At 41.4% G+C, this 12,431-nt stretch carries 12 protein-coding genes and 1 tRNA gene; 2 read left to right on the top strand and 11 right to left on the bottom strand.

Annotation, left to right across the window (positions count from 1 at the left end; genetic code table 11):
- The first annotated feature begins 40 nt into the window (after positions 1-40).
- Both TRQ7_RS06780 and pelF read left to right on the top strand, forming a co-directional pair.
- Entirely contained in the window at positions 41-910 is an 870-nt protein-coding gene (locus TRQ7_RS06780; protein ID WP_049750510.1) for an MJ1477/TM1410 family putative glycoside hydrolase, read from the top strand.
- An 11-nt stretch (positions 911-921) separates the two neighbouring features.
- Positions 922-2,349: a GT4 family glycosyltransferase PelF gene (pelF, locus tag TRQ7_RS06775; RefSeq protein ID WP_015919574.1), complete on the top strand. Its 1,428-nt coding sequence runs from the start codon at positions 922-924 to the stop codon at positions 2,347-2,349.
- Here pelF and TRQ7_RS06770 read toward each other — a convergent pair.
- From TRQ7_RS06770 to TRQ7_RS06720, 11 genes are all read right to left on the bottom strand, one after another.
- Positions 2,282-2,974: a hypothetical protein gene (locus TRQ7_RS06770; protein ID WP_168098979.1), complete on the bottom strand. Its 693-nt coding sequence runs from the start codon at positions 2,972-2,974 to the stop codon at positions 2,282-2,284. The two genes, pelF and TRQ7_RS06770, sit on opposite strands and share 68 nt — an antisense overlap.
- 130 nt (positions 2,975-3,104) lie before the next feature.
- On the bottom strand, positions 3,105-4,307 hold the full coding sequence (locus tag TRQ7_RS06765) for a hypothetical protein (protein ID WP_038067514.1): 1,203 nt from the start codon (positions 4,305-4,307) through the stop codon (positions 3,105-3,107).
- Complete coding sequence (gene pelG / locus TRQ7_RS06760) at positions 4,267-5,616, bottom strand: exopolysaccharide Pel transporter PelG (RefSeq protein ID WP_041844292.1); 1,350 nt, start codon at positions 5,614-5,616, stop codon at positions 4,267-4,269. Before pelG ends, TRQ7_RS06765 begins: the two co-directional genes overlap by 41 nt.
- Before the next feature lie 76 nt (positions 5,617-5,692).
- Positions 5,693-6,997, bottom strand: coding sequence for a beta-fructosidase (gene bfrA / locus TRQ7_RS06755; protein ID WP_041844291.1), 1,305 nt, complete (start codon positions 6,995-6,997; stop codon positions 5,693-5,695).
- A gap of 1 nt (position 6,998) precedes the next feature.
- Positions 6,999-7,772, bottom strand: coding sequence for a bifunctional fructose-1,6-bisphosphatase/inositol-1-monophosphatase (gene suhB / locus TRQ7_RS06750; RefSeq protein ID WP_038067511.1), 774 nt, complete (start codon positions 7,770-7,772; stop codon positions 6,999-7,001).
- A 50-nt stretch (positions 7,773-7,822) separates the two neighbouring features.
- A tRNA-Val gene (locus TRQ7_RS06745) sits at positions 7,823-7,897 on the bottom strand.
- Between the two features lie 32 nt (positions 7,898-7,929).
- A complete protein-coding gene (locus tag TRQ7_RS06740; protein ID WP_041844290.1) occupies positions 7,930-8,886 on the bottom strand; it encodes a SufD family Fe-S cluster assembly protein in 957 nt (318 codons plus the stop codon).
- Positions 8,883-9,614, bottom strand: coding sequence for an ABC transporter ATP-binding protein (locus tag TRQ7_RS06735; protein WP_041844289.1), 732 nt, complete (start codon positions 9,612-9,614; stop codon positions 8,883-8,885). Before TRQ7_RS06735 ends, TRQ7_RS06740 begins: the two co-directional genes overlap by 4 nt.
- Before the next feature lie 32 nt (positions 9,615-9,646).
- Positions 9,647-10,264: a CDP-alcohol phosphatidyltransferase family protein gene (locus tag TRQ7_RS06730; protein WP_041844288.1), complete on the bottom strand. Its 618-nt coding sequence runs from the start codon at positions 10,262-10,264 to the stop codon at positions 9,647-9,649.
- The gene (locus TRQ7_RS06725) at positions 10,258-10,986 is read right to left on the bottom strand and encodes a sugar phosphate nucleotidyltransferase (RefSeq protein WP_015919566.1); all 729 of its coding nucleotides are present in this window, start codon (positions 10,984-10,986) and stop codon (positions 10,258-10,260) included. The genes TRQ7_RS06730 and TRQ7_RS06725 overlap by 7 nt, the downstream gene beginning before the upstream one ends.
- 40 nt (positions 10,987-11,026) lie before the next feature.
- Positions 11,027-12,175: an inositol-3-phosphate synthase gene (locus TRQ7_RS06720; protein ID WP_041844287.1), complete on the bottom strand. Its 1,149-nt coding sequence runs from the start codon at positions 12,173-12,175 to the stop codon at positions 11,027-11,029.
- Positions 12,176-12,431 lie beyond the last annotated feature (256 nt).

Raw genomic sequence — 12,431 nt, 5'->3', positions numbered from 1 at the left:
GCTCATTTCTATAATAGCATTGATCATAGCTTCGTGTGGCATGACCTTTCAAGATGAATGGGAGATACCTTTCAAAAACTGGCTCTATCAACTCCAGAATGCTGATCCCTCTGAAATTGCTTCCTCTGGTTTTGAACTCGCCGTCATAGATTATTCCAGAGACGGAAGTGAAAAGGGTGAATACTCCCAGGAGGAAATAAAAATCATGCTGGACGCAGGAGTTGTTCCTGTTGCGTACCTGAACATAGGACAAGCGGAAGATTATCGTTTTTACTGGAAAAATGATTGGTATGAAAATCCCCCTGAGTGGCTTGGAGAAGAAGATAAAATGTGGCCAGGAAATTACTTCGTGAAATACTGGTATCCGGAATGGAAGGATATAATCTTTTCTTACATCGATAGGATCCTTTCACAGGGATTCAAAGGTGTGTATCTGGATAGAGTCGATTCCTTCGAATACTGGTCGTCAACGGGACAGATCTCAAAAGAAGAGGCAGCCAGGCGGATGATAGATTTGATTGAAGATATAGCAGAATACATCAGAAAAGAAAATCCTGACATCCTGATAATCCCACAGAACGGCGAAAACATCCTTGAGTTCGACGATGGGCGAATACTCTCGTTCGTTTCTGGCTGGAGTGTTGAAAATCTCTTTTACTTAAAAACCACACCACTTCCAGATGAAGAAACTGAGAGTAGAATACATTACCTGGATATGTTGAGGTGGCACGGAAAATTTGTTCTCTCTGTTGACTACGTGGACGACGGTAGTGATTCTTTAGAAAATCTGGAGCGCATTCTGGATTATTACAAAAAATGTGAAGAAAAGGTTTACATTCCCTACGCAGCCAAATCTGATTTGCAACTCGATGAGGTAAATATAATAGAGGGAATACAACCTGCGGAATAGTTTTCGGAGGGATGAAAACAAATATGAGGATAGGTATTATTGCTGAAGGTACTTACCCTTACATTACAGGAGGTGTTTCAAGTTGGATCCAAACACTTATCTCCAATCTTCCAGAATTTGAGTTTGAAATCTATCACTTACGACCAGATTCAAAAAAGAGAGAAGTCAGGTACAAAATACCAAAAAACGTGGTTCGTGTACACGAGGTAAACATTTTTGGGGATTTCGATCCCGATATCTCTGAAAAGGCCGATCTTTCAATGCTCGACACCATAACAGATGTAATTGTAAAAAACCGAAGCTTGGAAGAACTGGTTTCTATACTAGAGAATTTTATAGAAAAAAATGCCGGAAAGTCTTTTTCCAAAATATTCTCTAGTAAAGAATTCTGGAACCTTGTAGTTAAAACATACAGAAACTTTTTCAGTCATAGAGGATTCACTGAATACTATTGGGTCATCAGAAATTTGATTCTCCCCATCGTAAATTCTTTGAATTTTGTTCCTGAAAAGTGTGATATATTTCACGTTCCAAGTACAGGCTACGCCTCTCTTGTGGGGGTTGTGGGAAAGTTTCTTTACAATGTCCCACTAATAATAACAGAACACGGGATTTATCATAGAGAAAGAGAAAGGGAAATAATCATCTCTAAGTGGCTTCCCGAAGACTACAAAACCATGTGGATTAATTTGTTCAGAGCAATTAGTATGATAGCGTATAATACCTGTGACTCATTAACCACTCTTTTTAAAAAAAATCAACTCTTTCAGCTGGAACTTGGTGCTGATCCGAAAAAAATGGTGATAATACCTAACGGAGTTGATGTAGACAAATTTGATATGCCCAAAGAAAAACACGAAGGATTTATAATAGGTTTTGTCGGAAGAGTTACCCGAATAAAAGACGTAAAAACAGCTATAAGGTCCATAAGAGTAGTGAAAGATGTCTTAAGAAATAAAAAGATAAAATTTTTGATAATCGGCCCAACAGATGAGGAACAGGATTATTATGAAGAATGCAAAAAACTATCGAAGAACCTTTTTTTGGAAGATGTGGTCGAATTCCTAGGACGACAAAATGTAAGGGAATACTATCCTAAACTGGACCTTCTTCTCCTAAGTAGCGTATCAGAAGGACAACCTCTCGTAATACTGGAGGCTATGGCAGCAGGTGTTCCTATTGTAGCAACTGACGTAGGTGCATGTAAAGAAATGGTTTATGATGAGGAAGGACAATGTGGAATTATTGTACCTCCTAAAAATCACATTATGATGGCAAAAGCTATTTTAAAATTGTACGAAGACGCAGAGCTGAGAAAAGTGTTTTCTCAAAATGCGAAAAAAATCGTTCGCAAGAAATACAGGCTTGATCTTATGATAAAGAGGTATAGAGATCTTTATCTTCATCTGGTAAGGGGCCAAACAGCATTAAAAACCTGAGTTTTTGATAATCTTTTTTCTTTAATAATTCCTTCAAAAGTTTTTTATACAACACCTGGGATTTTGTTTTTAAAAATCCCTCTATGAGTATGAATACATCTCCTTTAATCTCATAAAGCAGAGCAAAGTATTCTGGTTGTGAGGGTGGTATTTTCTTCAATCCCTCAAGCAACATGTTCCTATAAAAAATTCCGACTTCTCCATCTAAAAAACCTGATTCTATATAATCTAAAACATTTTTAATGTTCTTTTCATTTAAGTTCTTAATAATCTCATCTAAGGATTCTTCAACCAACCCAAAGTATTCTTCTATTTTTCCAATCGCTTCTGATGCGTACAATCCAACATCTGGATGTGGGTCGAGCACCATTTTACGGAAAACAGAAAGAGCCTTATCCGAAGATATTTTTCCATCTTTAACATCTTCTACGATTTGAAGTATTAGTTTCTTTTTTTCATCTGGAGTTCCAAACAAAATAGTTCCTCTTAAAGGAAGTATTTCCAGCCTTTTTTCCTTTAGAACTGGAAAGTCTTCTTCAATTTCTTGATCATAAATTCGAAAATCGATCTCTTTTTTCTTCGAAAAAATGATTAATCCAAAGGGATATGTAACGAGTGCTATCATAGATTGTGATAGATCTTTGTTTAAAGCAAAATGTACGACAATGTTTATCACTATGACTAAATCGAACATACTGTTTTCTCCATTTAACCACATCAAAAAGTTGATTAAAGCGATTGAAAAATTGATTAAATTAACAACCTGAAAACTCAATCGTTTTTGAAACATGTTTTAATCTCTCCATAATCGATATTTGTCCTATTTCATCACAAAAAGGCAAAAGTATTTTCAAAGAAATTCTATTGCCATCATCTTTAATTTTTGCTATGATATCATCAGATCTGATAACTTTCAGAACGCTTTTCAATTCATCATTATGTATTGAAATACAGATCTCTGAGAATGGAAGACCATATTTTTCAAAGAAGTCTGCCAAACGTTGCTTAATTTTATTATAAAAGTCAACAGTGTATGTTCCATCTGGTAGCTTGTATTTTTTCATTTCCTCCTCAATTCCTTCCAGTTTCGTAGCAAGCCATACCGAAAGAATCTTCAAGTTTTTCTCTATGCTATTCAAAAGAATGGGTTCTTCAAGTTCTTCTACGATGATAACTCCTATGATTTTTTCCTCTCCAACTCTGACAGCCAACAAAGGTTCTCTTTCAAGGTGAGAAACCTGATTGAAAACTTCAAATATTGAACAACTTCCTTTTTCCAGAGCTTTTTTTATCACCAGCGATTGATTCTCCGAAGCAGAAAATCCAATTGAGGGATTACCTATACTGGCAATTACTCTTAAAAAACCATTTCTATATAAGTAAAAGCCTGCTTTTTTAATCTCCAAGAAAGTTGTTACTTTTTCCAGAAAAATATATGCAAATTCCCTTAAATCTTCGACATAAACCCACGATAAATCTAGCATCAAAGTGCTTATTCCTTCATTTTCATAAATTAATTTTGCTTTTAACTTATCTATAACATCTTCTAGATAATTAATATATTTTTTAGATGACTCCAATTTCTCTTCTGATCTCTTTAATTCCTCTTTTAAAAGCTTTATTTCGATGATGCGATTTTGATGGAATAAAGAGGAAATAAAAGCTGAAAGTATTATGCAATATTGTAAAAGTATTTCTCCAAGATTATACTCTCTTTTCGAAATGAAAAGCACAAAGAGAGAATACATTAAAATATTTAAAAGTTGAGCAGCAATATTATGTTGTATCGAAAAAATTATTAATGGTATGATATATAATTGTTCAATATATTTATGTTCAACAATCAAAGTAACAGAGTACACGACTAAGTAAACGATCAATACTTCGATCAAAGAATATGTGTTTGTTTTTTTGCTTTCAAGGTTTCCAAGATATTCTTTCAGCTTTTTCCAAGCCATGAGGTTGAGAGGAGTAAATTTTGAATATCAAATCTTTTGTGTTCATTTTTCTTAAAAGAAATGCAGACCCACTAAGAAACGCTAATAGAAAACCTAACCCCGGTACTGTCGTACCACAAATTATCGTTGAAATCGAATTTACAGAGAAGGAAATAGAGACCCCTATAAGAGCTTCTCTATAGTAACTGAAATACAAATAAATCGATAGCATAGACAAAAAGATAACATTGAAGGCATGTCCAACGGTTCCTATTCTAAAAACTGTTATTGAAAATTCAGAAAACCATTTGTTCAAAAATCGGCTTATTGATATATTTAAGATAGTTATTATAATAACCATAGATGTTGTTTTGAGAAGAATATATTTTATGGATAATTGTATCTCCCTCAAATGCGTCTCTATTTGTTCAAGAGTTTTGTTGTTTTTTATAGCTGAGAAAAACGATAGATACTTTTTCAGAAAACTAGTTTCAATGCTCAGACTGAATAAAATAATAGCCGGTACAAAAGAAATGCCTGCTATAAAAAATGGAAAATCGTAGTCAGGAGATACGATGATATTTGGAGCCACCTCTACTCCTTTCTTGAACCACATGAATATGTTATCAATCCAATAGGAAAGGTAATAAAAGAATGCCAATAAGGGTAATTCAGGATATTTTCGCGCGTAACGAAAAAAAAAATCAAACCTAGGATGAGTAGAACTTCTTAAATATCTGGTGATAATCCCATTTGCTATAAAAGTCAGAAAATTCATCACAGATGTAATTATTATAATCAAATATTTCTCTTCAAAAGTTTTTCCAAATGTTCTAAAGAACATTATCAAAAACAAGAAAGCAGACAATACAGGCAAAACGAACAAGTGTGTTTTTTCAATGCTCCCAACGAACAATAAAACAAGTCGCAAAACCGAGAAACTAACAAATAACCAAATAGCAAGTGTTTTGTACTGATACGCCCTGAAAATTGTGATACCAATTACAAAAGATAGTAGGGTTACAAGAAATATTGATCCTGAATAGTTTTCATAAATTCTCTGAGAATCTTTTAAATACAAAAAGTCTGATATCAATCTTGTCAAAATCAGCACAAATCCACCTAGAAGCATGGTCGAAACAATGAATGAATATGATAGAATCCCAAGTGTAGAAGGTGAAACAGGAACACCAAATTTCGATGCTAAAATTATGAGAACCAAAGGAATAAACCACAAGGAATTATTCTCAAAAAACGAAACAAGGAAAACCAGTGAAGCACCTAAAAATGTATCTCGGAAGAACGGAAACTTGAAATAAATTCCAGCCATTCCCGATTACCCCTGTAGTTTTTGTATATTTTAGCATAACGAGTGAATGTTCTCAACAATTTTTAATTGCTCCTGCTCAAGAAATCCATACGTTTTTCAACGCATAAATATCCACTTTGAGAAGGCGAGATTCGATGTCAAGCATGTTGTAGATCCCTTCAGGATGTACTCTGAAAGAAAGCGCGACGGAATCGTTGAAAAACATCTCCACAGAGCACGCGTCGATGAAGAGACGTACTTTATCGGTTTCTCCTCGCTGGACTTTTACTTCTTTTGTTACTCCTTTCGAGATGCCAGAACGTGTCGTGTCCACTACGAGGGTGTCTTTCTCTACGAACAGTTTGATCACTTCACCAAGTTCACTTCGAAGGGCCAGAGAAAGGTTTCCCTGGAAACTGCAGCACACCTCATAGCAGTTTTTGTTCGTGTTTATTCTGTACGTTCCAGAATGTTCTTTTTCCAGGATCTTTCCCGTTCTGAGTGTCTTCAGTTCCTCAATGGGCCTTACTTTCAACTCACCGTCTTCCATGTACAGTTCTCTGGGAAGGCTCATGACACCGTTCCATCTTTCTTTCTCCGTTGGATACAGATCTGTTCTGTGCCAGTTTTGAAGCCATCCGATAACTATCACCCTATCTGTTCCATAGAACGTCTGGGCGGCATAGAAGTCCGTTCCGTAGTCCAGAAGGCCTTTCTTTTCAACGCTTAGTTTTCCTTCCTTCAACTCTCCAAGAGCAAACAGAACACTGTTTGTACTCGTTACAGAGTAGATGAGCACGTCTTTTCCACCGATACTGACAAGATCGGGACACTCTATCTCCTTTGTACTTTCATCTTCAAAGAGCACACCCTCGTAGTCCCAGTGTACAAGATCTTCGGATGTGTAGAGAAGAACCATTCCGATTCTTTTGTCTTTTCCAGATCCAAGAACCATTCTCCATTTGTTTCCAATCCTGTTCACTTTTGGGTCCCGGAAGGCGTGTATACCTTCTTCTGGTGGCTTCGATATCACAGGGTTGTTTTCGTACTCTACAAAATTCCACCCATCTTCACTCGTTGCTATGCACTGGACTTCTTTTTCGCCTTCGTTGTGTTCTGGATCTCGAAAATAGGTGTACACGAGTACCATCTTTCCATCCTTTTCGACCGCACTGCCGGAGAAGACTCCGTGTGTTTCATCCTTCGGATAGAGTGCAACAGGAAGATGCCTCCAGTGCACAAGATCGTCGCTCACAGCATGCCCCCAGCAGATGTTCCCCCATCTGGGTTTCTTCGGGTTGTACTGATAGAACATATGGTATTTTCCCTTCCAGTGGATGAGTCCATTCGGATCGTTCATCCAGCCCGTTATAGGGAAGAAGTGGTAGTGGGGTTTGAACATATCACTTCCCCTCTCCTATCTCTTTCAGAACCTCGTTCACCACTTCGAGAACTTCTTCGTGAACGAGTCCGTTGGAGAAGACAAAATTCTTCGAGAAAACGTTTGCCTCTTTTCCGGCAAAATCTGTCACCGTTCCTCCCGCCTCTTTCACAACTATCAGGCCTGCTGCGATGTCCCACGGATTGATCCTCCAAGTGACGAAGAAATCCACCCTCCCCGCTCCCACGTAGCAGGCGTTCAGCGCCGCACTCCCCAGAATTCTCACTCTCCTTGTTTTCTTTTCCATCTTCTCGATAAACTTTCCGGTGAAATCCACATAGCTTCCCGTTGATCCCACGCACTCTTCAAGACTTGTGTTTCCAGACACCCTGATCCTTTCACCGTTCAAAAAAGCACCCCCGTTTTCTTCGGCGTAGAGTGTTTCGTTGAGTGCAGGAGCGTGCACAACTCCCATCTTCACCTCTCCATTCTCCACGTAAGCGATGGAGATGGAAAAGTTGGGAAGTCCATGAACGAAGTTTATCGTCCCGTCTATGGGATCTATTATCCAGAGTTTTTTTCCGTTCTCCGAGATTCCCTCCTCCGCTATTATGTTCTCATCCGGAAAAACCTTTCTGATCTCCTCCACTATCATCTCCTGGGCCTTTTTGTCTATTTCCGTCACGATGTCTTTGAAACCGGTCTTTTTCTCCACACTGTCCACCTTTCCCCAGTGAAGCATGAGAAAGTGCCCAACCCTTCTCAGGAGTTTTATCGAAAAGTCCAGTCTGTCCAATTCGATCCCTCCCTCCAAAAAAACTAACGGCTCCCTTAGAGGGAGCCTTCTGGTGGGTGCGGCAGGACTCGAACCTGCGACCTCTTCCTCGTGAGGGAAGCGCTCTCCCACTGAGCTACGCACCCATCCGTCTATGGATTTTACAACAAAATCTCCATTATGTCAAAACACCTTTTATGATCATCTCCGTTGCTTCTTCCTCTGTGAGGCCCTTCGCCATGAGTGTCTCGAGCTGTTTTGCGTTCACCCTTCCTATCGAGGCTTCATGGGTGAGTTCAGAGGTGTCGTTTTTCACCACAAGGACCGGAAGGGCTCTCACATCCACCGCATCTCCTTTCGTGATCTCAAGACATTCCACGTGTCCTCTGGTGTAAGGTGCATTCCCATAGACTTCGTTCACAACAGAAACCTTTGATCTGTCGAGCGCAACTGCGTTCGTTTTGGCAAGACCCCTTGCTCCTTTTCCGTTCAATCTCAGTATCTCCTTCACCTCTACATCGTCGTCTTCGATTGCCTTTACTTTCGTGTAGAGCTCTCCTACTGCATCCCTTTCCAGCTCGGCGTCCATGAACACCCTCAAAGTCCCTATCCTGGTTTTCACCAGAGTGAACGTGTTCCGGTAAACGGCACCCTCTCCAACTTCTGCTATCGATCTTGTGATCAGGTTTATGGATCCCGTTTCGCTGTGCATGTGCTCGTCGTGGTACTCCATCCAGGCTCCTTCTTCCAGTTCCACGTTCATCAGCGCATCGTGAGTGAAATCCTCCGTCCAGGGAAAGACGCAGTGGGCCACAAAGATCGCCTTCGCACCTCTTTCCAGTTTTATGTTGAAGATCACCCGCTGAAGGCCCTTTTTCTCGAGGTACCCTGTGCACACGTGAACGGGATACTCCACCACCACACCCTCTTTTATTCTCATGTCAACCTGTACGCCGTTTTCTATCCGATGTGGTGTGAGTTCCACTCCCTCGACACCGTTCAGACCTATGACCTTATCACCGCTTATTATTATCGATGCGATCCTTCTGTCGAGAAATTTAGAAACGTCCCCTCCTGCCTTTTCGTAGGCTTTTGCCAGCGCTTCGAATTCCTTTCTGTAGTCTTTGACTATCATCCGATCATCTCCTCTTGCGGCTCGTTTGGGTGGTCACATCTGTCGCAACTGTTTTTATAGAACTGAACGATCGTTGACGGATCTCCTTCTTTCAGAATGGTTCCATGGCAGATGAGAAAGGCATAATCACTTTCCATGGCAATCTCTTCTCTGTGGGTGACGAGAATCACAGAACCACCCGCACTCACAAGTTCGGAAAGGACCCTTTCTATCATCTCAAGGCTCATGATGTCTATTCCTGAATCTGGCTCGTCCAGGATGGTGTACCTGGGTTTCATGAGGAGGATGCTGGCAAGTTCCACTCTCTTTCTTTCGCCACCGCTCAGTTTCTCATCGACGTTTCTTTCCAGATAAAGAAGAGGGTTCAACCCCACCGTTTCAAGCACTCTTTCGAGTTCATCCTCTGAAACCTTTCTCTTCCCACCGAGCGTCAGATAGTCTCTGATTTTTATTCCCGTGAAACGAGCGGGTTCCTGCCACATGAGGGTGATGCCCCTTCTGGCTCTTTCCGTCACGGAAAGGTTTGTTATATCCTCCCCGTCGAGAAGGATCTTTCCTCTTGTGGGTCTGTATCCCTCAAGTCCCATGATGAGATAAGCGAGGGTGCTCTTTCCTGCACCGTTGGTTCCAAGAATGGAGTAAACCTTTTTCTCTTCAAAACGGGCGTTTATCTCCCTCAGAATGGTCTTTCCTTCCACTTCATACCAGATATCGACGAGTTCCAGCACCTTCATCACCTCAAGAAGAGTTTAGCACCAGATCACCTGTTCAGTACCAGAAGTTCCACAAACTTTCCTGTAATGTAAACATAAGACAACACAGAGACAAAGACAAGGGCAGGAAGATACATTCCAAACAGCGAAAAGACGAAGATCACAAACAATCTGACGTCCCTTGAGGCAAAACCAGAGAGTTTCCCCACCAGCGCAGGGTGCGTACCGAACACCTTCCCAACACTGTGAAGATAGCTCACCATCAAAGATCCACTGACGGAAAGAATCGACCAGAGAAGAAGAGAAAAGGAAAGACCCCCTTCAAGATACCCGTAAATTGAAACGCCGAGAACAGCAAAAATATCGACGAACCTGTCGAGCATGGTATCGAAGAAGGCCCCCCAGTTTGAACTCATGTTTCTGGCACGGGCGATTTCTCCATCGACCCCGTCTAGAATGGAAGAGATCTGAATGAAGATCGCCGCAAGCCACGGCATTTTGATCAGATAGAACGGAAAAGCGATCATTCCAATTAGAAAACTGACGAAAGACATTTGGTTTGGTGTTACGTTCCAGTTCCTTTTCAGGATGAAATTCGTTATCCTTGTGGAGATTCTTCTGTTCAGGAGGGAGGAAATCCATCCATCTGTGGTCTTTCTCAGCATGGTATCCCCTCCTTTATCCTTTCCATCAGTTCGTACACCTTTTCGTTCAGATCCTCCGGTGAGTCTATCTCCGTCCACGGTGCATCCTCAAAATCAAACACCTTCACAATCATTCCAAGATCGACGGCCTTCTGCAGAACATGGTACAGGGAAATCTCCTTCGACCATGAAAAGACATCCCTGAGTTGATAGACCTTTTTCGTCACAACGAAAACACCTGTATCGAAGTAGTTGTACTCATCGATTTTCTTCCCTATTCTGATGATGCGGTCATTTTCATCAACGAGTACTTTGCTTGCTTCCTGAGGATCTATCAGGTCTTTTCTTTTGCTCACACCCAGTTTTATGTGAAACTCATCCTCATCGAAGGCGTTCTTCAGCGCCTCCGGTGGAAAAATCGAGTCACCACAGGAGAGAAAAAACCTCTCGCTCTTCACGTGGGGCTCGGTCAGAAAGAAAGAATAAGCGTTCCCAAGTTCAACCCTGCTGTTTTCTATCACAACACCTTCCACACCGAGATCTTTCAGAACTTTCCTACCATAGTCTTCGTATCCTTCAGATACAACCATCACGAACCTCTCGACACCGTTTTTCATCAGAGAGATCATCGGATATTTCACCAGTTCACAGCCGTTGAATCTATAGAAAACTTTGGGAATTTCTCCAGTGACCGTCCTCAGCCTTTTTCCCACACCCGATGCCAGTACGACCGCTTCTTTCACCGCATCACCTCCATGAAAGAGAAAGAGGGGCGAAAGCCCCTCACAGCCATTTTGGTTTCAGTCCCGCCCAGATCCTCATCTTCTCGTACGCGATGATCCTCGGTATGTTCTTTCCTTCAAATGGACCGGGATTCTTCATGTAGAAGGCGTTCACAGGATAGACTGTTCCGTACTCTTTCCTGTTGAGGGCGATCTTTCCGAGTCTTACAAGATCCACAAGAAGACCTCCAAGGGCTGGACTGTCGTTGATCCTTCCGCTTATCATGAGTTCATCGGTTGCACCGTTGAAACTCGTGTACTCAATGTGGATCGCTATGAACTTTTTGTCTCCGAGGGGTTCAAGATAGCCCGTTGGTTTTATGTAGTGCGGTGCATCGTAACCGAGGATGTCTTTCACGATACTGGACTTTGTGAACTCTTTACTCTTGTTCTTTCCTTCATCGGTGAGTGCAAGAAAGTCCATGTTTCCACCTATGTTGAACTGTGCGACATCTTTGACATACCTGTTCCTCTGGGCAAGATGGCTCAACACGTCTGCCGTGAATGGGGTCGCACCCGTTGCTCCATCGTCTCCAAAGACCACAAGGTTGTTCTCTTTTGCGAGTTCGACAAAAGCCGGATCGTTCGCTATGTAAGTCGGTATCACGTTCACAAAGGCTGCTCCACCGCGCTTTTTCGCATACAACGCTGCCGCGTAGGCGTACACCTGTGTGGCCGTGAGCCTTTCTTTATCGTTGTCTTCTATGGCTTTGAGCAGTTCTTCCTTGTTTCCGAAAGGCCTGAACGCTTCGGTGGTACAGGTGTTCACTATCACGTCAGGGTCGAGTTTAGACCACTCATCGACGAGCCTTTCAATGGCCTCTTTCAGGGTCATGCTGTCTTCGAGTCCTTCTGCTTCGATGGGAAGGTTCTTCACGCTTCCAAGGTGTACTCCCGTGGAAACGACGGGATCATCGGACAGAGAGTTCACATCACACCAGTACTGACTGACCACTTCACTCAGTTTCTTTCCAATCTTTGCCCTGTCCACGTCGTAGCTTCCCACGATCCTGATATCTTTGAAGTCGATCGGAAGTTCTCCTGCAAGCGGCACACCGTAAGGTTCGATCTCTCCCTTCTTGAGTTTTTCAAGACCTGCAACGAAGGTGCTGGCAACGTAGCCCTGACCAAGAATCAGGACTTTGACCATGTACCTTCACCTCCTGTCAGATTTTTCATCGAGGGGTTGTTTCAGGAAAGAAATTGTGGTGGAGGAAGTTTGTAGCAGTAGCCGATTCTATTATACCACATTTTGACAATCATATATTTCTATTGCTTTTCATAAAGATTAAAAATCTGAAGCGCGTGGTGTTTACTTTTCTTGTGAATACAGTAACAACATGGTGTACTCCCTTGACTTTTGTCGAAAAATAGTGAAAAATATAACGTGAAAAGGTTCACGATAT

The sequence above is a fragment of the Thermotoga sp. RQ7 genome, from assembly GCF_000832145.1.
Taxonomy (GTDB): Bacteria; Thermotogota; Thermotogae; order Thermotogales; family Thermotogaceae; genus Thermotoga; species Thermotoga neapolitana.
The sequence above is the reverse complement of the archived record's forward strand: the minus strand, read 5'-3'. Positions and strand labels throughout refer to the sequence as shown.

Coding starts and splice junctions, on each gene's coding strand:
- TRQ7_RS06780 (WP_049750510.1), top strand. CDS start 41: ATGACCTTTCAAGATGAATGGGAGATACCTTTCAAAAACTGGCTCTAT.
- pelF (WP_015919574.1), top strand. CDS start 922: ATGAAAACAAATATGAGGATAGGTATTATTGCTGAAGGTACTTACCCT.
- TRQ7_RS06770 (WP_168098979.1), bottom strand. CDS start 2,974: ATGATAGCACTCGTTACATATCCCTTTGGATTAATCATTTTTTCGAAG.
- TRQ7_RS06765 (WP_038067514.1), bottom strand. CDS start 4,307: ATGGCTTGGAAAAAGCTGAAAGAATATCTTGGAAACCTTGAAAGCAAA.
- pelG (WP_041844292.1), bottom strand. CDS start 5,616: ATGGCTGGAATTTATTTCAAGTTTCCGTTCTTCCGAGATACATTTTTA.
- bfrA (WP_041844291.1), bottom strand. CDS start 6,997: ATGTTCAAACCCCACTACCACTTCTTCCCTATAACGGGCTGGATGAAC.
- TRQ7_RS06740 (WP_041844290.1), bottom strand. CDS start 8,886: ATGATAGTCAAAGACTACAGAAAGGAATTCGAAGCGCTGGCAAAAGCC.
- TRQ7_RS06730 (WP_041844288.1), bottom strand. CDS start 10,264: ATGCTGAGAAAGACCACAGATGGATGGATTTCCTCCCTCCTGAACAGA.
- TRQ7_RS06720 (WP_041844287.1), bottom strand. CDS start 12,175: ATGGTCAAAGTCCTGATTCTTGGTCAGGGCTACGTTGCCAGCACCTTC.